Below are 21,116 nucleotides of genomic sequence, written 5' to 3'. Positions count from 1 at the left end.
GGTTATTTTCTTACTACTTTTTTTATCTTTTTGTCACCAATCCATACTTTATCATTTGTCTGGATATTGGTAAGCTCAAGGTCTATCTGGTAATATACAGTTTTGTTTTTGCCGGCCTGGTCTACTATAGAGTTTATGGTACCCTGCAACATGAAATCTGCACCGTTTTCCAGGCCAAATTTTTTCATGGTTGACTGGGAAGCAAAATTTTGCTGGTCTGCCCTTTCGGCGCGTATTTCTTCACGCATGGCACCACCCTGGACTACTTTCATCCTTCCGGAATTTATCATTTCCTTCTCTATATCTTTTGAAAATGTTTCAGTAGCAATATGTTCATGTGATTTATTGGTAATGATACCTACAATTATAACAGGTTTTTTTCCTGTATTTTCTGAAGCATAGGTGCTATACCAGGAGTGCGACATCAGTTCGGCGGTTATTTCCTGAGCCGTTACCCTTGAATCGGTCTCATTCCAGCGGCCACTAAGGTCAGTTACTGTATCTTCATTAACACGTGTTACTTTTGGAGCAGATGAACAGCCCCCAATTAATAGTGCCGTAGCGGAAAAGAACGCCAAAGAAAGTAATTTGATTTTCATGATTTTAAAATTTATTGTGCAAATTAATACTATTACTTATAATGTTAAAATTTTTATAACGATTTTACCCATTACACATACCGTGCCAATTTAACAATTTAACTGATGAATAAAAAGAGATACCAGGATAAGTCATGCTCCCTCTTCAAAACATGTAATGATTACTTTAACAGGCTTTTTAACAGGCTATATGATATTCAAAAACTTTGCAAATTATCAGGGATTGGCTTTAAGAAAGCTTTTTAATACAAATAAGAGCCCTATAAAAATCAGGAAACATATCAATATCCAGTAACTGCCTTTATAATATTTTTTATGCAGGGCAAGGTCTTTCCTGTAAACATAAACCATAACGGCAACAAAAACTACAATAAACAAGCCGGCAAATACAAGTTGTCCTCTGCTAAACATGTTGAAATCTTTTTTGCAAAGCTACAACATAGGCTTTAATATTATCTATTTTTATTGCAAATTCAGAAATATGAAAAAGCAACTTGAAGCTGTACAACAATTCCATGCCGCTTTCGGGCTGGGCATAAGCGAAACACCAAAGGCATCGCTTGGCGAACAGGTAAACATGCTCCGGTATAACCTGATGAAAGAAGAAAATGAAGAATACCTTGAAGCTGCACGGAATAATGATGTGGTAGAAATTGCCGATGCGCTGGGTGATATGTTATATATTTTGTGCGGTACAATAATCGAGCATGGCCTACAGCACAAAATAGAGGAAGTTTTCGATGAAATTCAGAGAAGCAATATGAGCAAACTGGGCCAAGACGGCAAGCCTATTTACCGGGAAGACGGCAAGGTAATGAAAGGCCCCAACTATTTTAAGCCAGATTTTAAAGAAATACTTGGACATTAAAAGGCATTAGCCATACATTCTTTTGGTGTACGTATGGTTCCTGCCCTTGATATTCCTATACCTTAACTGTCCAGCCAAATGTATCTTCGGCGAGTTTATATTGTATGTTGGTAAGTTTTTCTTTTAATTCTGCGGCAAAAGTGTCTTCGCTTACAGGAAGTTCATAGTATTTGCCCTTGTAGCTGAAGCCGCATATCGGATTAATAACTGCCGCTGTGCCCGCGCCAAATATTTCTTTAAGCGTGCCGTTTTCAGCAGCTGCAACAATTTCTGATACCAGTACAGGCCTCACCTCTACAGGTATATTTTCACGGGCGGCAAGTTCTATAATACTTTTGCGTGTTACACCGTCCAGGATTCTTTCACTGGTAGGTGCGGTATATAAGGTATCATTTATCCTGAAAAAAACATTCATGGTTCCGGCTTCTTCAAGCCTTGTGTGCGTAGCATCATCCGTCCAGATGATCTGCTGGAAGCCTTGTTCATTGGCCAGTTTTGTAGGGTAAAATTGGGCCGAATAGTTACCTGCAGCCTTCGCCGCGCCTATCCCGCCATTGGCGGCGCGGCTATAATGCTCCGCAATAATAACCTTTACTTCCCCTGAATAATATGATCGGGCAGGTGAGAGGATAATCATGAAGCGGTATTGGGTTGAGGGCGCGGCTATCACACCTGAACCTGTAGCTATCATGAAGGGCCTTATATAGAGTGAATTGCCTTTCCCTTTTTTTACCCATTCGCGTTCTATGTTTAGTAGTGCTTTCAGCCCGCCGATAAAAATATTTTCCGGTACTTCGGGCATTGCCAGCCTTGCGGCCGATTTATTAAAACGGTCATAATTTTCATCAGGGCGGAAAAGCCATACATCATCATGCTCATCCTTATACGCCTTCATTCCTTCAAAAATTGCCTGGCCATAATGAAAAACTTTGGCCGAAGGATCAATCATGAAAGGTTCATAGGGTTTTATTACAGGAGCCTGCCACGCGCCGTTGCTGTACTCGCAAGCAAGCATATGGTCAGTAAAAACATTGCCGAAAGTAAGGTTTTCAAAATCAACCGAACCTATTTTAGATACCGTTGCTCTGGTAATATTTATAAGGGTTGGGGTTGTATCCATCAAGTGGTGGTTAGTAGTTGTATGGCTGCAAAGTTACTAAAAAAAGATACCCTGTAACTTTTTGATAAAAATTTACATTATACCTGCCTTTTATGAGAAAGGTTCTAAATAAAGTTAAATGTTTTGCTGTTAGAGTTTTCTGTATAACTTTGCTTTCCAAAGAAAATTAAAAATATGAAAAAAATAGTTGTTGCAGCCGCTGTATTATTTTCATTTACAGCCTGCCAAAAGCATAAAGAAACAGAAATAAAGAGTGAAGATACAGTTATTGAGGGAAAGGCAGATACTATGCATGTTGACACCGATACCGTATCAGATACTAATAGTGAAGCAGCTCCCCCGGCAGCTCCTGTTGAGGCTAAAGAAGCGCCTGCCGCTAAAATTGTATCCGGCAATACTATGGAACCTGCCAGGCAGGAAGTTAAGGCTCAATACAGTTCATTTGGTGCGAAGATAGTTGCCGATAAGGCACTTACTAAAGAACAGATGCTGCAAAAGTACAGGTCACTAAAACCGGGGGATACTATAACAGTTAAGTTCAGGTCAACCATAAAAGATGTTTGCCAGAAAAAGGGTTGCTGGATGGAAATGGAGCTTCCGGGCGGGCAGAAATCGTTCGTTAAATTTAAAGACTATGCTTATTTTGTCCCGCTAAATGCAGCGGAGTCAGAAGCAATAGTGAGCGGAAAAGCTTTTGTAAGCGAAACATCAATTGCCCAGTTAAAGCATTATGCTAAAGACGGTGGGCAAAGCGAGGCTGAGATTGCAAAAATAACCCAGCCTAAGATTGAGTATAAGTTTATGGCTGACGGCGTGCTTATAAGTAAGTAATGAAAAAGTTCCCTGTCATACTTTCATCGCTTGTAATTTTTAGCGCCTGCGCCAAAAAAGCGGAAGAGCCAAAGCCGGTAGCCCCGAAAGAGACCGCAAAAAAGCCCGAAAAGGAATTCGTGATGTACGAAATGTCTGAAATGGCAGCTTTAATGGAACAGATGTACGTGGACAACCAGCGGCTTAAGGAGCGCATAAAAAATGGCGATACTATAGGTACTTTCCCTAAGCATATATTAAAAATACATTCCTCAGTAATGACCGACCCTGATGAAAATGATGCTTTTTTCAAGGAACAGGCCGCAAAGTTTATCAAGGCGCAGCAACTCATTTACCAAGATACCCTTAACGCCACAAAGCATTTCAATGATGCTGTTGATGCATGTGTACGCTGCCATGAAGCAAAATGCGAAGGCCCGGTATCGAGAATAAAGAAATTATACATTAAATAAATTGAACATAGCATGAAATATTTTGTGCAATGATACTTTTAAATATTCTGCACAAAATATAAGTATGACTAAAAATGGATATTATTTATATGTATTCAGGTACCTAAACGTATCGTTATACGCGTTGTAACAAATATCTTCTCCTTGCGACCTATAACCGTAACTTTGATATAGGCTTATGGAACTAAAATGGAAACAGGAAAATGATACTGCCTACTCACTAAGCACTGATGGCTTGTTACTAGCCACGTTAGAATGGCATATAACAAAGGGAACGGCAACTGGCACTGTTGATGGCAAACACTACAAAATATACCGTAAAGGCTTTTGGAAAACTGCCATTATTATCCAGAACCACGAAGGTGCTATTGAAATAAAGCCCGTTAACTGGTATGGACATAAGTGGTATTTCAATTATGAAGGTAAAAACTATACCCTTTCGGTGAGTAACAATCCTATGGCCGGGTGGAGCATTACTCATAACGGGCAAGTCATATTGGCCTATAACCTTGATTCTGAAAATAGTAAAGCCACTCTTCGCATTGATGGTAACTCTACCAACGGATTACTGCACTGTCTGCTGCTTTACATGATGCTCCCTATACTTTCAGAAAATTCAGCTGATTTTACAGGATTGATGTTTATAGTTACTGCTAATGCCGATGCTAATGGATTAACGCTGCATTAGTCATCATTAGTATGCTCTTGCTCTATTACGTTAGTTATTTTACTGCTTGCGTTACTGATTTCAGGATGATTAATTTTACCTCCCGTGCTTCCTGTCAATAGTGCAAAATAAACTACACCCATGTTGTAGCAAACCGTAGCCGGGGCCAGAATCCGCGAAATCTTCTGCTGCCTCATGCTGGCCCACAAACTCACTGCAGACAGTAATCCCAGCAGGTAAGATAAAACCGCAAAAGTACCCGCTGCATCTTCATGGGCTTCTATAAGGTTGTGCCCTACAGTGGGCAGTTGCTCTACAACTTCTTCTGCCCCTTCACCACTTGCCATTGCGGCGATAGTGGCAAGCGAACCGGCAATTAATATACAATAAGCGGTTCGTTTTATAACTTCAGTTCGGGTTACCAGTCCGCCCACCAATACGGCCAGTCCAATGGCAGGTATGATAATAGGGAGGTGATTTACAATCAGGTGAAAATGTGCATCATTCATAATTACATAATTTTAGAGCCAAAATTATCCAACTTTAACACAACATGTAATAAGGATGTGGAATACTAAGCAAAATTTAAGTTTACAGCTTCCCTGTCTGTACCACTACCTTTTGTGGTATGTAAGGTGACAGCATTATAGTTGCTGCTATTTAAATATGGCTTCCGGCTTTTCCAAATTATTTAGCTTTTGCACATATTCCGGTTCAAGCAGGCTGAGGCCGAGCTGGTACGAGGCATTCATCCAGCCGAAGCCGCTCCGGGTTATGTAGGCAAACTCAGCCCCAACATTGCCATATTCAGCATAAACCTTGTGCGTACTTTTCACTACATCATATTTTTCCGGTATTGTGCCATTATAGTCTACCGCGTTTTGTGTAATCATATACAGCCATCGGTATATCATTTCACGGGCCTCAGCTTTATAGCCATAATGTAGCAGGCCCTTCCACAGCATCATTTGGTGAGGGGCCCATCCGTTTGGGTAGTCCCACTGGCGCTGCACGTTATTTGTAGCGTATTTATAGGTGCTGTCCCGGCCTGAGGCCAGGAAACCTCCCGCTGCTTTCAGCTCATGCAGGAGCAGGGGTACTATGGCAGCGGCTTCCTCTTCTGTACAAAGGCCTGCCCACAACGGGAAAAAATTTGTAGCCGACATAAAATCCGTTTGGCGTTGTTTTTTTATATTGTAGTCATAAAAACATTGTGCTGTTTTGTCCCATAGGTATTGTTTCATAAGCAGTTTGCGCGTTGCTGTTTTTTCATGCCAGTAGCCGGTGGTGTAAGTATTGCCGTTTTCGGCAGTAAATTCATTGTCAAAATATTTTGCAATTAAATATTGAAAATCGGCCTCATATTTATATAAAAGGGCATTAACATCAACACAATTCAGGTCTGCTGCCACGTTATCCAGCCTCCATGATGTATCATGGCCGCTTTCGCGCAATGTCCGGTCATGGACGAAGTAGCGGTCTAGCCCGGCATCCATGATCCTGCCACTCTTGTATTGTTCCTCAAATTCCAAAATGCTCAGGTTATATTTTTTTGCATAGCTATCAAGCACTTCCCTGAAATGCCCTGGTTCTGTTTCTGGCGGAATGCCAAGGCCGTCAGCATAATAGCGGTTAAGGCCCGTCTGTGGCGTAAACCGTTTGCCCTGCATCCACACCGTTTCATATTCGTGTATAGCCATGGACAGGCTTTCTGCAAGCCACCTTTTATCTTTAACAGGCATGGCTTCATATACTTCTTTGATAAATGATGAGAGGAATGGCGGCTGTGTCCGGGTAAGATAGTAGGAACGGTTAGCATTTAGTATTTTACCGTAAAATTTTATCTGGTAACAGAAATTGTCAACCATAGCTTTTGCAAGGTCAGCCCGCCCATCGAGAATCAGGCCAACACCTTCAAAGTAGCTGTCCCATCCATACATTTCATTAAACCGCCCGCCGGGTACTACAAAAGGTACGCCTTTCCCATTTTTGATTTTCAATGTTAATATTCCCGGTTTGCTATTTATGGAACGCACATATTCCGGTGTGATTACAGGGGGAAGGATGTTCACTTCAAGGTTCCTCCGGCGCTTTTGCAGCTCCAGAAAATAGGCAATGCCCGTACTGTCATAATAGGGTACATATACCCTCTGGTGCGCATCATGCATTTTTTCATCGGTGGCAATACGGTCTAATCCGGCTTCATCAACAGTACGCGTAAGGTCATCCCAAAAATGTGTGCGGATGCGGCGCGATATACGTTCGGCTGGCGGCTCCTGTATTTGCCTGAGGTTTATACTTAGCGTTTCCTGTGCGCTGTCTGCAGCTATGGCAAGTTCCTGCAGCAAATTACTGATGTGATAAGTATTGCGGAGAATTACGGTATCGCCTTTAGTACTTATCATAAAGTAATCTTTCTGGGGGGCATCATCTTTAGTAATACGTTTATCGCCATCGCTATCATAGCCGAGCAGCAGGTCGTTCATGGTTTTTTTTACCGGAAGTTCAAAATAAATTTCCTGTTCTGTAAATCGGGCACTACAGTTCATAAATACATTGGCCGTAAAAATGGTTCCTAAAAAACCTATACAGGCAGATTTTTTAAGATTATGATTAATACCATAGCTCATGAACCTAAAATTACAAATCTTGCAGAAGCTATGAAGCCCTACCAGCCATTCTTAACATTATATTATAATTATTTAAAGAAATATTGAGGTAGGATGGTATACGAAGCCGGGGAACTTACTATCTATACAGGGGAACGTTTTAATATTAAAATTTACTAAAACAATATCTTCAATGAATCAGAATGCATATTTTAGTGCTAAACTACAGGATTCTACAATGAAGATAAATGCAATAGTATGGGTTTTATTATTCTCAGCAGTTACCGCCGTGGCCCAGGTACCCGGCTGTACTGATCCGCTGGCCGGTAATTACAACCCTGATGCTACCATTAATGACGGTAGCTGCACTTACCCTCCAGCTTCGGTAAACCCGGTGGCTTCGGTAGGCCTTTCCCCTGTGCTCAAGGAGACATCCGGCCTTATTCTCTGGGGCAGTAGCTTATATACGCATAATGACGATACGGATATAAACCTATATGCTATTGATCCGGGTACCGGCGCAGTGGGGCAGCCTATTCCCATAAACGGGGTAAGCAACCAGGATTGGGAAGATGTGGCACAGGATGAGGATTATATATACATCGGCGATTTTGGTAACAATGCAAACGGAAACCGTACTGACTTAAGGATAATAAAGGTAGCGAAAACTTCACTGCTGAATGGCGAACCCGTTACGGCAAACATAAATTTTAGTTATGCCGGCCAAACCGATTATACAGCCAAGGAGGCAAACCACACCGATTTTGATTGTGAAGCACTCATCGCCTCTGCAGACAGCCTGTACCTGTTTACCAAACAATGGATAAGCAAAAAGACGTCGCTATACGTATTGCCTAAAGAGCCGGGTACTTACCAGGCAACATTGAAAGCAACATTTGATACACAAGGCCTGATTACAGGTGCGGTATATATTGAAGATAAAAAGATTGTAGTCCTTACCGGTTACAGTACATTTTTGCAGCCATTCCTGTACCTGCTATATGGCTTCAACGGGCATGATTTTTTTTCGGGCAATAAAAGGAAGCTCCGGCTGGGCCTGTCATTCCACCAAATAGAAGGCATTGCCGGCAATAATGGCATAGATTTTTATGTTACCAATGAAAAGTTTGCTAAAGCACCATTTATTGATGTCCCACAGAAACTCCATCATTTCAGCCTGGCCCCGTTCCTGCAGCCGTACATCAGTATAGCTACTGCCCCGGGGCCTGATGGCAAAGCAAGGTAGGTTGTGTCCTGCCTGGCCACTATTTTATAAAAGCCAGATGGATGCGCTCATAGTATAAGCAGCCAGGATAAGACTGGTGTTTTTGCCTAGCCGCGATGGAAGCGGCATCCTCCCCGCCGCCGCGCTTATGGCGGCGGGTGAGATATAGCGGACAGCGCGACCAAACCTTGCAGAAAAGCGCTTAGCCGGCTGCTCCAAGTAAATAACAAGGGTTAGATTTGTGTCCCGGCAAGAGGCAGTGGTGTAGTTATACCGGGCCTATCTTCAGGTAGCCTATGTGCAGGATGTCTTCCCGAGGGTTTTGCGCGGCTGCCAGCTCTAAGGCGTATTTTTCCCTGAAGTGTGGTGCCAGCATGTCTTCAACAGGGTATACATCATCTACATCAATGCCATATTTGTCATCAATATGCGACTCGGCACCCCTGAAGCCAAAATGCTTATAAAAAGCTGATGCTTTTGATTTTTTTATTGCTTCGGCCATGGTAGGCGCCACCATAATCATTTTATAATGGTATTCTTCAAAATCACCGGGACGGTAACCGCCAAGGTTGATGAAAAAAAGTTTGTCACCGCCAGGGCGCATGCTTTTCCTGGGCACTACTTTTATAGTACAGCCTTCCACGGTGGTTACTTCACGCCATGAATCAATGTGCAGGGTGCCGGCATCGGGCCAGAAAGCATACATTTCTTCTTTTAGCGCTTCCGGCGATGTCCCAATCCCGAAAAAAATATCATGCTGTTCCGTGAACCTGCCCTTGGGCTTACAGCCCAGTAAAATCATGTAAAGTTTAAAATCCGTATCCATAGTCTTGCAAAGTTATTCAAATAAAAATAACCAAATTTCTCCTAAATTTAAATTTTGGTGCAGTTTTTGGAATTACCTTTATGACAATAAAAAACAGTTTATAATTATGAAAAAGATTTTCCTATTTTTTGCCTTTGCCGGAATGGCCGTTTTTACAGGTTGTGATAATGACGATGATGTAGTCTATACCGATAATGATACGATTAGCCAGGTAATTGAACTGACCAATGTTGATTTTAATGCCGGAAACAACTTTACGATTTTTTACCAATTTGCACCCCCGACTTTCGATGCGGATGTGGTGCTGGTGTACAGGCTTGTTAATGTTGACGGGTTTGATGTATGGCAGCAAATCCCCCGGACTATATATTTAAATAATGGTGGCGAAGTGGATTATGACTTCAACTTTACCGCTGATGATGTGGAAATTTTTATGCAGTCAAACGAATTTGCCGACCTGAACGCCCTGCCGGGCCTTACCCAAAACCAGATTTTCAGGATTGTGCGCGTACCCGGATTTTTTGCCAATACGGTCAACGTTAATAGTTATGATGCCGTAATTGAAGCCCTTGGCCAGCAGGGCGGGGTGGAAGTACACAGGCTTGAAAATTAATTACAGCTCCTGGCATAGCAAAACAAAAGCCGGTCGTATCAGCGCCGGCTTTTGTTTGTCAGTTATGTAAAGAAAGTATTTCCGGTAAGGCATTGTACTTATACGTTTTCCTGATACTCAGTAATGTACTGCTTTTATTTTTTTGGCAGCTATTTCCCGCTCTCAGCTCTATCTCCCCGCCGCAAAAGCGGGCGGCGGGGAGGATGCCGCTTCCATCGGGGCTGGAAAATGTAGTTGCCAGCCTTGCCTCTGCTTGTCCGGGACATTTTTCGCGGGCTTAGAAATGGAGTCCGTCCATTGCTGCCAGTTGGTCGGCCCTGTTCCTCCTGCGGAAATAACTGCCCTCAGGATTGCCAAAATATTTATTGATAGTCAGCCTGGCCATGAGGTAGCTTACAGTGGACTCCGCACCCTGGTTCAGGTTTACGCTGTGCTCCTCAAGCCCGTCAAAACAACCTCCCGTACAGGGGTTATAAACAATATGCTGGAGATGGTTGTTGCCAAGAAACCAGTTAAATGCGCTTTCCATCCGGCTGAGGTATTCTTCATCTTTAAAGATGTCATGGAACTTCCTGAGGGCCAGTATGGTATAAGCCACGTCTATCGGCTGTTCGCCAAATAGCTCTTTGTTCCGCCCCTTAAAGTACCAGCCGCGGTTCGATATCACCCTGATGGAATTATCGGTAAATATCTTTGACAGCAGGAAATCAAATGATTCCTTAGCTATGGCCTTGTAGGTTTCATTGCCGGTTATAGCGTAGCAAAGCAGCAATGCTTCAGGCAGTACGCTGTTGGCATACGTCAGGTATCCTTCAAACCACTTCCATTCTGTATCAGCTTCGTGGCGGTACATCTGCACCAGCCTGTCGGCAAAAAGTTTTATATATAAAAGGTTATCTACATCCTTAATATGGCGGTTGTAGTAATACAGGCCTTTGATAATAAAAGCCATAGCCCTTGTAGAGTGGATGTTTTTAGTAAGCGACAGCGTTTTCTGGAACATCCCTTCGGCTTTTTTGCCAATTTCTTCCGGAAGTATTTTAGATAAAGACACCACATAGCCTAATGCCCACATGGCTCGGCCCGCGCTGTCTTCAAGGTTTTCATTCCGGTTCTGCGGGGTAAAGTTGGAATTAAAATCTACGTAGTTAAGGAACCTGCCGTCTTCCAGCTGGCAATAATCGATAAAGTTCAGGTACGTTTTGATGTACTTCAGCGACTCTGTATTACGGTACTGCTTGTAGTACTGGCACATAGCTATTAGCGCCCGCGCATTATCATCAAGGGTGTAGCCCGACTCAATATCCGGCTTATTTATTTTGGAAAATTGCAATATGCCAAAATCGGTAGTCATATTCTTGATGTGGCTAAGGTTTACCACCGGGTTTTTATAATGCAGCCCAAGCCCTTCTCCGGCTGCTTTCTGCAACACTTTAGCATGGGCGACAGCCGAATTTTCCCAGGCGGTATGCACTATTTTATGCAGGCCGTTTAACACCATTGTATGCCTTAACTCCACGTCAAACAACAAGGTATTGATAGCACCGGCAAGCTGTTGTGAGTCTCCAAAATCAAAGGTTATACCCGTATCGCCGGCTAATACTTCTTTTGCATGAGGTATCGGTGTAGATATGATGGCGCAGCCGCAACTGAGCGCGTATGAAAATGTACCGCTTACGGCCTGGTTAGGGTCTTTGGAAGTAAACAGGTAAATATCGGTCATTTGCAAATACTCCAGAAGTTCATCGAGGGCTACATACTTATTGATGAATTTTACATTTTCCTCAAGGCCAAGTTCCTGTATCCTGTGTTTAAGGAAGTCCCTGTAGTGTTCTCCTTCATTCAGGGCTACTGTAGGGTGTGTTTTCCCAATTATCAGGAACAGAACTTCTGGGCATTTGTTAATCACTTCGGGCAGCGCGTCAAGGGTAGTTTCAAGGCTTTTTCCGGAACTCAAAAGGCCAAATGTTGATAGTATTTTCCTGCCTTCAAAACCATATTTCCTTTTTAGTTGCGCCTTGTCAGTATGTGGCACAAGGTGCGTACCGTGCGGGATAACAGTAATTTTCTCAGCATCTGCTGCGTAATCGCGCTTAAGGATATTAGCAGCATTGTGTGTCATTACAATGAGCGAATCGGCACGGTCCAGCATATAACAGACATTGTCTTTAAGCGCTCTGTCAGGATTTGGCAACACGGTATGGAATACCAGCGAAAGCGGCTTGTTGATGTCATTTATAAACGTGTTAAAATGGTTTGCCGTTTCAGCAAATAGGCCAAATTCGTGCTGTATGAGCACTACTTTAACGTTGTCATCACGATTTACCTGTTCAGAAAATAACTTATAGGAGTCTGGTTTGGAAGTATTCAGCACATATTTCACGTCAGTATAATCATAATTATGCCTTTCATTGGTATTTTCAACCGCGCACACTTTTATAGAAAAGGAGTCTATATAGTGTTTTTTTAGCGCCCTGATGAGGTCTTCTGAATATGTTGCAATACCACATTCCCTTGGTGGAAATGTGGTTACTACTACTATTTCAGGCAATATATTTACAACAGGTTTTACGGCATCCTGTGCGCCAAGCCTTTCAATCAGTTTGTTGTAGGATTGAAAATTTTTTCCTGTGGTCTTCCTGGTTTTCATACCTCATTAGATGTTATTAGCAGTGGTGTGGTTCTGTGGTACCGGCTATGCGTTGGCCCTTTTCACCCATTCTTCTGCCCGGCCTTTAGCTCTATTTACGGCTTCCAGGGCTCCGGGACGGGAATTTTTATATTCTTTTTTTGCCTTCCGCTGCAGTTCAGTTAATTTCTTTTTAAAATTTTCTTTTGCTTCGCCTGCCTGTGCGTTAAAACGTTTTTCACTGTTTCTCCTGTTTATCAGGATAGCGGCAATTCCCAGGGCTGCTGCTCCCGCGGCAATTCCCCATATAATTTTTTTGTTCATGGCCTTGCTGTATATTTTTGGTTAATCAGAGAGTTATTGACATTGCTAAATTAGCCATTCAGGTGCCTGCTAACAATTTGATTATAATAAGTTTAACAACGTTTTTTAGGATTGTAAGTATTTTAAGTTATATTTAAGAGGGGCAATGGGTTTATATATAATTTTAATTATTAAAGCTGGTCAATTATGGTTGTACCTGTCAAAATTTTAGGGTAGGTCGGCAATTTATAGGTTATTATTTTGTTTTAACCCTATTTTTTATAGGGGTAATATAAATTATAAAATATTAATTTAATATCTTTGCCCTGTTTTTTTTATAAGTGTAACCCAAAATTTTTGTTTCATGTCAACATTTCGTTTTCAGGCGTTAAAAGAAGCCGCAGGAAGAAAGCCTGTAAAAGTCGAGGAACTCGACAGAAAGTCCGTTATTTTCGGAAGTAATGTATTCAATGACAAGGCGATGCGCCAATACCTGACGCCTGAGGCTTACCAGGCCGTAAAAAATGCGGTGCAGCACGGAACAAAAATTGACCGCAGGCTGGCAGATTACATCGCCATCGGCATGAAAGAGTGGGCGCTAAGCAAAGGCGTTACCCACTACACACACTGGTTTCAACCGCTTACAGGCGCTACTGCCGAAAAGCACGATGCTTTTTTTGAAACATCGCTTGATGGCAGCGACCCTGTGGAAAAATTCGGGGGCAGCCAGCTTGCACAGCAGGAGCCTGATGCTTCAAGTTTTCCTAACGGAGGCATAAGGAATACTTTTGAGGCCCGTGGTTATACGGCCTGGGACCCGACATCACCTGCCTTTATATATGGTACCACACTTTGTATACCTACAGTATTTGTTTCTTATACCGGTGAGGCACTTGATTATAAAACACCACTTTTAAGGGCGCTTCATGCAGTAGATGAGGCAGCAACAGAAGTGTGCCGTTATTTTGATAAAAATGTAAAAAAAGTAACCGCTACTTTGGGCTGGGAGCAGGAGTATTTCCTTGTTGATGCGGCGCTGGCCGCTTCAAGGCCGGACATATTGCTAACCGGCCGTACTTTGCTGGGTCATGCTTCGGCAAAAGGGCAGCAGCTTGAGGACCATTATTTCGGTTCTATACCTACACGTGTCCTGAACTATATGCGTGACCTGGAAAATGAGTGTATGCTGCTGGGTGTCCCTGTTAAGACACGCCATAATGAGGTGGCGCCCAACCAATTTGAGCTTGCGCCTATTTTTGAAGAGACCAATCTTGCGGTTGACCATAACTCACTCCTTATGGATGTGATGCAGAAAGTTGCGGAACGCCACGATTTTAAGGTACTTTTCCACGAAAAGCCTTTTAAAGGCGTGAATGGTTCGGGCAAGCACAACAACTGGTCAATGGCTACTGATACCGGTGTAAACCTGCTTAGCCCCGGCAAAACTCCCATGAGTAACCTGCAGTTCCTTACCTTCTTTATAAATACTATAAAAGCTGTTTATAAAAATGAAGCACTGCTAAGGGCATCAATAGCCACGGCATCAAATGACCACAGGCTTGGTGCTAACGAAGCGCCGCCGGCTATTATATCAGTATTCATAGGCCAGCAACTTACCAAAGTGCTCGAAGAGCTGGAAGGCGTATCGAGCGGGAAGCTTTCGCCGGAAGAAAAAACCGACCTTAAGCTGAACGTGGTAGGTAAAATACCTGATGTATTGCTGGATAATACCGACAGGAACAGGACATCGCCTTTTGCCTTTACAGGTAATAAGTTTGAATTCCGTGCTGTGGGTTCAAGCGCTAACTGTGCCAATGCCATGACCATACTCAATGCTATTGTGGCCAGGCAGCTAAGGGATTTCAAAAAAGAAGTCGATGCCCTAATCGATGGCAAAGGCATGAAGAAGGACGATGCGATATTCAATGTACTGAGGGAGTATATTAAAGAGACTAAGAATATACTGTTTGAAGGTGACGGCTACAGCGAGGCGTGGGAGCAGGAAGCAGCAAAGCGTGGCCTAAGCAACCACAAAACCACACCGGCTGCACTGAAGGCAAAAGTATCTGAAGATGCACTGAAGCTTTTTGAGGAGCTTGGCGTAATGAACCATGTTGAAGTGGAAGCCCGTTATGAAATTGAGCTGGAAGAATACACCAAAAAGATACAGATTGAAGGGCGTGTGCTGGGTGATATTGCGCGTAACCACGTAATCCCAACGGCTATACGGTACCAAAACGTGCTTATTGAGAATGTTAAGGGGCTTAAAGAGATTTTTGGCAGTGAGTTCGAAAAAATTGGCAGGGAGCAGATAGCGCTTATCAAAGAAATATCAGAACACATTTCGGAAATAAACTCTAAAGTGGAGGAAATGACCGAAGAACGCAAAAAAGCTAACGCGCTTGATAATGCCGAGGCTATGGCTCATGCCTATTGTGAGAAGGTGAAGCCGTATTTTGACATCATCAGGAACCACTGCGATAAGCTGGAGCTGCTGGTTGATGACGAGATATGGACACTGACCAAATACAGGGAGTTATTATTTACACGATAATTTCATAGCAATTAATTGAGTACAACCTGCCGCACAACCGGCAGGTTTTTTATTTCCTACCTGTAATAAAATAATAATCATTAAATTGAGGCGTTTCTTATTTTGAAATCCCTTATTAATGAAGCACAAAGTTTCTTCATTATTACCTAATTAAAAAGGGAGTAGAGTCAAACTGATTGATTTATTTAACGGCTAAATAAGATTCATGAAAAATCTTTTACTCTTACTGTTACTGCTGCCTCTTACAGCATCTACACAGGAAAAATTTATTGTTTATTTTGATTTTGACGTTGCCGAAGCTAATCCTTCGTCAGCCAAGGATTTAAAATTATGGATTGATGCCAATAAAAATGCTGAAGTACTTCAAATAGATGGCTATGCTGATGCGGTGGGTACTGACGCCTACAATAAGGAACTATCAGAAAAACGGGCAGCATATGTTTATAGGCTATTAAGAGCAGAAGGCCTTGATGTAACAGGCATCCGTCAGCAGGGCTTTGGCGAATCCGTTGCTAGAGGAGGCAAATCTCCACAAGACAGAAAAGTTACAGTAGTTATCAAAAAGCTTCAGGTTGAAAAGGCATCAGTAGCGCCTAAACCTGAAACAAAACTTTTTGGGGCAGTTTCCACAGCCAAAAAAGGTGACAAGCTGCGCCTTTCTAATCTCAATTTTTATGATAAGTCTGACGTGGTCCTACCCCAATGTGAGCCTGTACTGAGGGAACTTCTGGCAATAATGCAGGCTAATCCTAATCTGAAGATTGATATACAGGGGCACATCTGCTGCCAGGAAATTGATGTATTGGATGTTGCTAATAAACGGGCGAAGGCTGTACACCGTTTTCTGGAACTTAACGGCATTGCTGGTAACAGAATATCTTATCAAAGTTTTGGTAGCAACAGGCCTTTATATAAAATACCTGAAAAAAATGAGGAAGAGCGAGTTGCTAACCGTAGGGTAGAGATAGAGATACTGGAAATAGATTAGTTAAAAGCCAAAAAAGATAGATTTTCAGTTGTTCTGTTTCAATGGAAGCAAGAGTTTTTTAGTAAGGTTTATTATATGTAATTGATCTCGTGAAATAAATAATATGTAACTTCGTTCGGCGTACAATGATATTCTCCCCAATGAAGAATTTATATTTTTACATCATATTGCTCGTCACTGCTACACTCTCAGCCCAGGAACAATTCTCGGTATATTTTGACAGTAATAAGCATGAGTTGAAGAAAAGTGAGCAGAACCGGCTTGAGGCCTGGATAGCAGCCAACAAAACTTCAAAAGTCCTGGCTATAAACGGCTATACAGACGAAGATGGTACTGTAGGCCTTAATGATACGCTGGCACAACGCCGGGTAAGCTACGTGTATGCTACCCTCAAAGGCAGGGTAAAAACACGTGAGGATTTTAAGGCCAGAAGTTTTGGCGAACTGCACCAGCATTCCAAAAATAAGGCAGAAAACCGCAAGGCTACAATATTTTACCTGCCTGAAAAAGACCTGCACCGCGAAAATGAAATACTCGGTATAAAGCCTGAGCCGGAGGTGGTAACATACCCTTCCCGGATTGTGCTTACCAACCCAAATGGTACTAAACAGGAAATTATACTTGACCCTGTGTTCATGAAACAAGTGGGACAGGCAAAACCGGGAGAGAAGCTAAGGTTAAAGAACCTCAACTTTTATGAGAATACCTTTAACATAATACCGGAATCAAGGCCTGTGCTATATGAGCTGCTGGAGGTAATGCGCCTGCACAAAAAACTTAAAATAAAACTTCTCGGACATATTTGCTGTATGAAGAGCGACCCCCGCAAACTATCGTATGATCGTGCCAAGGCTGTTATGAGGTTCCTTACGCTCAACGGTATTGAAAAAAGCCGTTTAACTTTTGAAGGCTTAGGCACTACGCAGCCTATTAATCCCATTCCTGAAAAAAACGAGGAAGAACGCGCTGAAAACCGCAGGGTAGAAGTGCTGGTGCTTGAAAATTAATATTAGGTACTTATTTACCCTGCCTTTCAGCCTGTAGTACGAACCTGCTGTACCTTTTGCCCAAATGAAGTTTTTGCTCAGCAATAACCATAACTATGAGCGGCAGTAATGTATATTCTTCGAGGTCATATTTATGGAGCAGGTAAACCGAGCAGAGGAAAAGCCGTGCATATTCAAGGTAATATATCCACCTGCGCTGTTCAAGCAGGGCACCGCAGTTAATGAGTGTTATCAATATAAATAGTGTTACAAAAAGCCGGGTACCCCCATCGGTAAACTGCCAGTAGTAGGTTAATGCCGTTAACGCTGCAATGCAAAACCCAATTTGCAGGTACAGGTAGCCCCTGAACTTCAGGCGCGGTACATCATGCGTACGGTCCTGCAGGAAACGCTTTTCGAGCATTGGCCTTATGTCCTGGTCCATTTGGGCAGGGCTGCCAAAAACAGCATTCCATTTCGCCCTGAAACCTTTTGAGCGCTTCCACAGTTCATAAATTTCAAAGTAGTAGTGGAAATGCTGCCACAAAAAGCTGTAGCTTTTCAGCGGGTGCGTAAGCCCGTATCTTGGCTTTTCTTCTTCTGCCTGGAAAGTACCGAACATGCGGTCCCAAAACGTAAACATATCGCCATAATTCTTGTCGAGGTATTTTTCATTTGATGCGTGGTGTACGCCGTGTACTGAGGGTGTCACGAAAATATATTCAAGCCATTTTATACGTCCTATAAGCTGTGTATGCGTAAAGAAGGAATAGGCCCCGTGCACCAGGAGCATGGTTATTACCATTTTAGGATGGAATCCCGCCAGGGGCAATATGCACCAAAAACCTGTGCGTATAATAGCCTGTATGGTAGTAATGCGTGCCGCAGCAGTAAAATTAAACTCTTCGCTTTGATGATGGACTATGTGTGCTGCCCAGAAAAAATTTACTTCATGGCCGAGCCTGTGGTACCAGTACCATACAAAATCCGTTCCCAGTATCAGCAATATCCAGGCAGAGTAAGAGCTTCCTGCATCAAATAGCCGGTAGTTGTTGTAGATGTAATAAAATAATTCATAGAAACTCGCCGCTACAAAAAGGTTGATGAGCCTTTCAGCTATTCCCACACTTATGTTCGATACGGAACTTTCGTGCCTGAAAATGCTTTTTTGTCGGGTCTTACGGGTTATCTGGTACTCCGCATAAACAAACAGCAAAAAAGCAGGCATGGCAAATGCCAGGAATGGTATATTTTCCATAAATTCTGGTTTAAGGCAAATGTATATAAAAAATATTAATCTACTAAAATAGTAGGGTATTAATACAATTCATACCATTCAAAATGCTTTTGCACCAAAGCCTCCTTTTCCTTTTTGAGATACTCCAGGTATTTTTCAGCAAGGGGAGAATGCTTTTTTCCTTTCAGCCATATCAGGCTCCACATGCTTTTTATTGGTAATCCTTTAACGGGTATGATTTGAAGCTGATGGTCAATAAGTTCACTTTTCAGGCCAATGAGTGGCATTATTGAGTAGCCCATTCCGGCCAGTATAGCCTGTTTTAATGCTTCATTGGAAGTAAGTTCCATTTTCTTGAGGACTTTTATGTTATTGGCTTCAATAAATTTGTTCATCGCCTGCCGCGTGCCTGACCCAGTTTCCCTGAAGATAAGGGGCAGGTTGCTGAATATATCGATGCTGTGCGCCCCTTCATTAAATTTTTCTTCAGTATTCCCCACCAGGTAAAGCCTGTTCTGAAGCAGGTCGAGTTTCTCAATATTGAGGTTGTTCGGCACTATGGAAACCAGCGAAAAATCTACTTCATTATTTTCAAGGCTCGCCAATACGCTTGTTTTATTAGTGACATCAATATAAAGTTCTACGCCGGGGTTATTCTTTATAAACCCTGAAATAAAATAGGGCATGATGTATTTGCCTGTTGATACTACTGATATCTTAAGCCTGCCAGACATTTCTCCTCTGTATGACAGTGTTTTGTGGTTTATGTTGGCAACTTCTTCAAGTATTTTTTCGGCTGCAATCGCTATTTCTTTACCAAAATCTGTGATATATATCTTGCGGCCCACTACCTCTGTTAGCGGTATACTGAATTGTGACTGAAAATTGCGGAGCTGTATGGAAACCGCGGGCTGTGTAAGGTGCAGTTCCTCAGCTGCTTTGGTAACACTTTGTGTCTTTGCTATCTTAAGAAAAATCTGCAGCTGGTTTAAGGTATAATTCATAAAAACATTTAATGTATTCTATATCAAATATAAATAAAAATTTATGGATAAAGCATTGTATATTTGCCGCATCAAACAAATGACATGGTATGAAAAAAATTACTATTGCAAAAGGTGACGGCATCGGGCCAGAAATCATGGATGCCACATTGAAAATCATTATGGCTGCCGGCGCGCAGATTGAAATTGAAGAAATTGAAGTAGGTGAAAAAGTTTACCTTTCCGGAAATACTTCAGGTATAGCCAAAGAGTCGTGGGATGTAATACGCAGGAACAAAGTTTTCCTTAAAGCACCAATAACTACACCTCAGGGAGGTGGGTATAAGAGCCTTAACGTTACTACCCGTAAATTTTTAGGGCTTTACTCAAATGTAAGGCCATGCATGAGCCTGCATCCTTTTGTTGATACTAAGCATCCTGTAATGGATATCGTGATCGTAAGGGAAAATGAAGAGGACCTGTATGCAGGTATTGAACACCAGCAGACCGATGAGGTAGTGCAGTGCCTTAAACTTATAAGCAGGCCTGGCTGCGAAAAAATTGTACGTTATGCTTTTGAATATGCGAAACAATACAAACGCAAAAAAGTAACCTGCTTTACCAAGGACAATATTATGAAGCAGACTGACGGGCTTTTCCACCAGGTGTTTGATGAAATTGCCAAAGAATATCCTGAAATAGAAAATGAGCACTGGATTATAGATATAGGCGCAGCTAAAATGGCAGATACGCCAGAAGCTTTTGATGTTATAGTAATGCCAAACCTTTACGGTGATGTGCTTTCTGATGTTGCCGCGCAGATTGCCGGTTCGGTAGGCCTTGCCGGCTCCGCTAACATAGGTGAAGAGTGCGCGATGTTTGAGGCTATACACGGTTCTGCACCGCGCAGGGCAGGGCAGAATATGGCAAATCCTTCAGGTTTATTACAGGGCGCTATTATGATGCTAAACCATATCGGGCAGACAGAGGTTGCCGAAAAAGTACAAAATGCCTGGCTAAGGACTATAGAAGATGGTATCCATACCTATGATATATATAAGGAAGGTACAAGCACAAAACGTGTAGGTACCAGTGAGTTTGCCGATGCGGTAATTGCTAACTTCGGGAAGATGCCTGAAAAACTTCAGCCGGTCAGCTACGATAAAAACAGCATAATCAACGTACCAAAGTATGTCCGCAAAGCACCGGGGCAGAAGGAACTCGTAGGTGTTGATATTTTCGTACACTGGAATGGCACCGATGCTGAAGAGCTTGCCGAAAAAGTTAAGGCTATAGAATCCGGTTCGGTAAAACTAAGCATGATAACAAACCGTGGTATTAAAGTTTGGCCTGAAGGATTCAGGGAAACATTCTGTACTGACCACTGGCGTTGCAGGTTTAAGCCTGCCGAAGGGCAGCAGATAAATAAAAATGATATCATAAACCTGCTTACGGCTGCTGAAGGCAACAATATTGATGTAATAAAAACTGAAAACCTGTACAAGATCAACGGTAGAGATGCATACTCACTGGGACAAGGCCAATAAGGCTGTGGCAAACAAAAGTTACAGGTTAAAGCTGCTGTGCCTCTCTGGCATGGCAGCTCTTCTTATTTTTTAGCCTCTC

Annotated in this window: 20 protein-coding genes; 10 read left to right on the top strand and 10 right to left on the bottom strand. The window is 42.5% G+C overall.

The genetic code is table 11. The features are described from left to right. Positions 1-2 precede the first annotated feature (2 nt). On the bottom strand, positions 3-599 hold the full coding sequence (locus CHU92_RS14275) for a penicillin-binding protein activator LpoB (RefSeq protein ID WP_094416733.1): 597 nt from the start codon (positions 597-599) through the stop codon (positions 3-5). 216 nt (positions 600-815) lie between these two features. Further along, positions 816-1,010: a hypothetical protein gene (locus tag CHU92_RS14270; protein WP_094416731.1), complete on the bottom strand. Its 195-nt coding sequence runs from the start codon at positions 1,008-1,010 to the stop codon at positions 816-818. Positions 1,011-1,080: 70 nt separating this feature from the next. Between CHU92_RS14270 and CHU92_RS14265 the strand changes: the two genes are divergently transcribed. Beyond that, positions 1,081-1,467, top strand: coding sequence for a pyrophosphohydrolase domain-containing protein (locus tag CHU92_RS14265; protein WP_094416755.1), 387 nt, complete (start codon positions 1,081-1,083; stop codon positions 1,465-1,467). 55 nt (positions 1,468-1,522) lie between these two features. Here CHU92_RS14265 and CHU92_RS14260 read toward each other — a convergent pair whose 3' ends face one another. Continuing rightward, positions 1,523-2,587, bottom strand: a complete 1,065-nt coding sequence (locus tag CHU92_RS14260) for a branched-chain amino acid aminotransferase (protein WP_094416729.1) — start codon at positions 2,585-2,587, stop codon at positions 1,523-1,525. Between the two features lie 174 nt (positions 2,588-2,761). On the opposite strand from CHU92_RS14260, the gene CHU92_RS14255 reads away from it, so the two are divergent. From CHU92_RS14255 to CHU92_RS14245, 3 genes are all read left to right on the top strand, one after another. Continuing rightward, entirely contained in the window at positions 2,762-3,418 is a 657-nt protein-coding gene (locus tag CHU92_RS14255) for a DUF4920 domain-containing protein (RefSeq protein WP_243389614.1), read from the top strand. Continuing rightward, a complete protein-coding gene (locus CHU92_RS14250; protein ID WP_094416727.1) occupies positions 3,418-3,870 on the top strand; it encodes a hypothetical protein in 453 nt (150 codons plus the stop codon). The genes CHU92_RS14255 and CHU92_RS14250 overlap by 1 nt, the downstream gene beginning before the upstream one ends. A gap of 178 nt (positions 3,871-4,048) precedes the next feature. Next, on the top strand, positions 4,049-4,558 hold the full coding sequence (locus CHU92_RS14245; RefSeq protein WP_094416725.1) for a hypothetical protein: 510 nt from the start codon (positions 4,049-4,051) through the stop codon (positions 4,556-4,558). On the opposite strand, the gene CHU92_RS14240 is transcribed toward CHU92_RS14245, so the two are convergent. Both CHU92_RS14240 and CHU92_RS14235 read right to left on the bottom strand, forming a co-directional pair. Continuing rightward, a complete protein-coding gene (locus CHU92_RS14240) occupies positions 4,555-5,046 on the bottom strand; it encodes a hypothetical protein (protein ID WP_094416723.1) in 492 nt (163 codons plus the stop codon). The two genes, CHU92_RS14245 and CHU92_RS14240, sit on opposite strands and share 4 nt — an antisense overlap. 147 nt (positions 5,047-5,193) lie before the next feature. Further along, the gene (locus CHU92_RS14235; protein WP_094416721.1) at positions 5,194-7,167 is read right to left on the bottom strand and encodes a trehalase family glycosidase; all 1,974 of its coding nucleotides are present in this window, start codon (positions 7,165-7,167) and stop codon (positions 5,194-5,196) included. Positions 7,168-7,339: 172 nt separating this feature from the next. Between CHU92_RS14235 and CHU92_RS14230 the strand changes: the two genes are divergently transcribed. After that, a complete protein-coding gene (locus CHU92_RS14230) occupies positions 7,340-8,392 on the top strand; it encodes a T9SS C-terminal target domain-containing protein (RefSeq protein WP_243389613.1) in 1,053 nt (350 codons plus the stop codon). A 247-nt stretch (positions 8,393-8,639) separates the two neighbouring features. Here CHU92_RS14230 and CHU92_RS14225 read toward each other — a convergent pair whose 3' ends face one another. Continuing rightward, complete coding sequence (locus CHU92_RS14225) at positions 8,640-9,197, bottom strand: DUF1543 domain-containing protein (RefSeq protein WP_094416719.1); 558 nt, start codon at positions 9,195-9,197, stop codon at positions 8,640-8,642. 106 nt (positions 9,198-9,303) lie between these two features. On the opposite strand from CHU92_RS14225, the gene CHU92_RS14220 reads away from it, so the two are divergent. Then, positions 9,304-9,810, top strand: a complete 507-nt coding sequence (locus CHU92_RS14220; RefSeq protein WP_129583100.1) for a hypothetical protein — start codon at positions 9,304-9,306, stop codon at positions 9,808-9,810. A gap of 277 nt (positions 9,811-10,087) precedes the next feature. Here CHU92_RS14220 and CHU92_RS14210 read toward each other — a convergent pair whose 3' ends face one another. Together CHU92_RS14210 and CHU92_RS14205 are read right to left on the bottom strand one after the other, a co-directional pair. Next, a complete protein-coding gene (locus CHU92_RS14210) occupies positions 10,088-12,460 on the bottom strand; it encodes a glycosyltransferase (RefSeq protein WP_094416713.1) in 2,373 nt (790 codons plus the stop codon). Between the two features lie 45 nt (positions 12,461-12,505). Further along, positions 12,506-12,763, bottom strand: a complete 258-nt coding sequence (locus CHU92_RS14205) for a hypothetical protein (protein WP_094416711.1) — start codon at positions 12,761-12,763, stop codon at positions 12,506-12,508. 343 nt (positions 12,764-13,106) lie between these two features. Here CHU92_RS14205 and CHU92_RS14200 point away from each other — a divergent pair, with 343 nt between their 5' ends. The 3 genes from CHU92_RS14200 (at position 13,107) to CHU92_RS14190 (ending at position 17,291) form a co-directional block, all read left to right on the top strand. Next, a complete protein-coding gene (locus CHU92_RS14200; protein WP_094416709.1) occupies positions 13,107-15,296 on the top strand; it encodes a glutamine synthetase III family protein in 2,190 nt (729 codons plus the stop codon). A 205-nt stretch (positions 15,297-15,501) separates the two neighbouring features. Beyond that, positions 15,502-16,284 carry an OmpA family protein gene (locus CHU92_RS14195; RefSeq protein ID WP_094416707.1) on the top strand — a complete coding sequence of 261 codons (783 nt, stop codon included), beginning with the start codon at positions 15,502-15,504 and terminating at the stop codon, positions 16,282-16,284. A gap of 140 nt (positions 16,285-16,424) precedes the next feature. Further along, the gene (locus CHU92_RS14190) at positions 16,425-17,291 is read left to right on the top strand and encodes an OmpA family protein (protein WP_094416705.1); all 867 of its coding nucleotides are present in this window, start codon (positions 16,425-16,427) and stop codon (positions 17,289-17,291) included. A 10-nt stretch (positions 17,292-17,301) separates the two neighbouring features. Here the strand turns inward: CHU92_RS14190 and CHU92_RS14185 are convergent, their stop codons facing one another. Both CHU92_RS14185 and CHU92_RS14180 read right to left on the bottom strand, forming a co-directional pair. Continuing rightward, entirely contained in the window at positions 17,302-18,528 is a 1,227-nt protein-coding gene (locus CHU92_RS14185) for a sterol desaturase family protein (protein WP_094416703.1), read from the bottom strand. A gap of 59 nt (positions 18,529-18,587) precedes the next feature. Continuing rightward, positions 18,588-19,511, bottom strand: coding sequence for a LysR family transcriptional regulator (locus tag CHU92_RS14180; RefSeq protein ID WP_094416701.1), 924 nt, complete (start codon positions 19,509-19,511; stop codon positions 18,588-18,590). A gap of 89 nt (positions 19,512-19,600) precedes the next feature. Here CHU92_RS14180 and CHU92_RS14175 point away from each other — a divergent pair, with 89 nt between their 5' ends. Continuing rightward, on the top strand, positions 19,601-21,037 hold the full coding sequence (locus CHU92_RS14175) for an NADP-dependent isocitrate dehydrogenase (RefSeq protein ID WP_094416699.1): 1,437 nt from the start codon (positions 19,601-19,603) through the stop codon (positions 21,035-21,037). The last annotated feature ends 79 nt before the right edge of the window (positions 21,038-21,116 follow it).

Source organism: Flavobacterium cyanobacteriorum, assembly GCF_002251835.1.
Lineage (GTDB): Bacteria > Bacteroidota > Bacteroidia > Flavobacteriales > Flavobacteriaceae > Flavobacterium > Flavobacterium cyanobacteriorum.
Note: the sequence above shows the minus strand (reverse complement) of the source record. Positions and strands in the feature narration are given on the sequence as shown.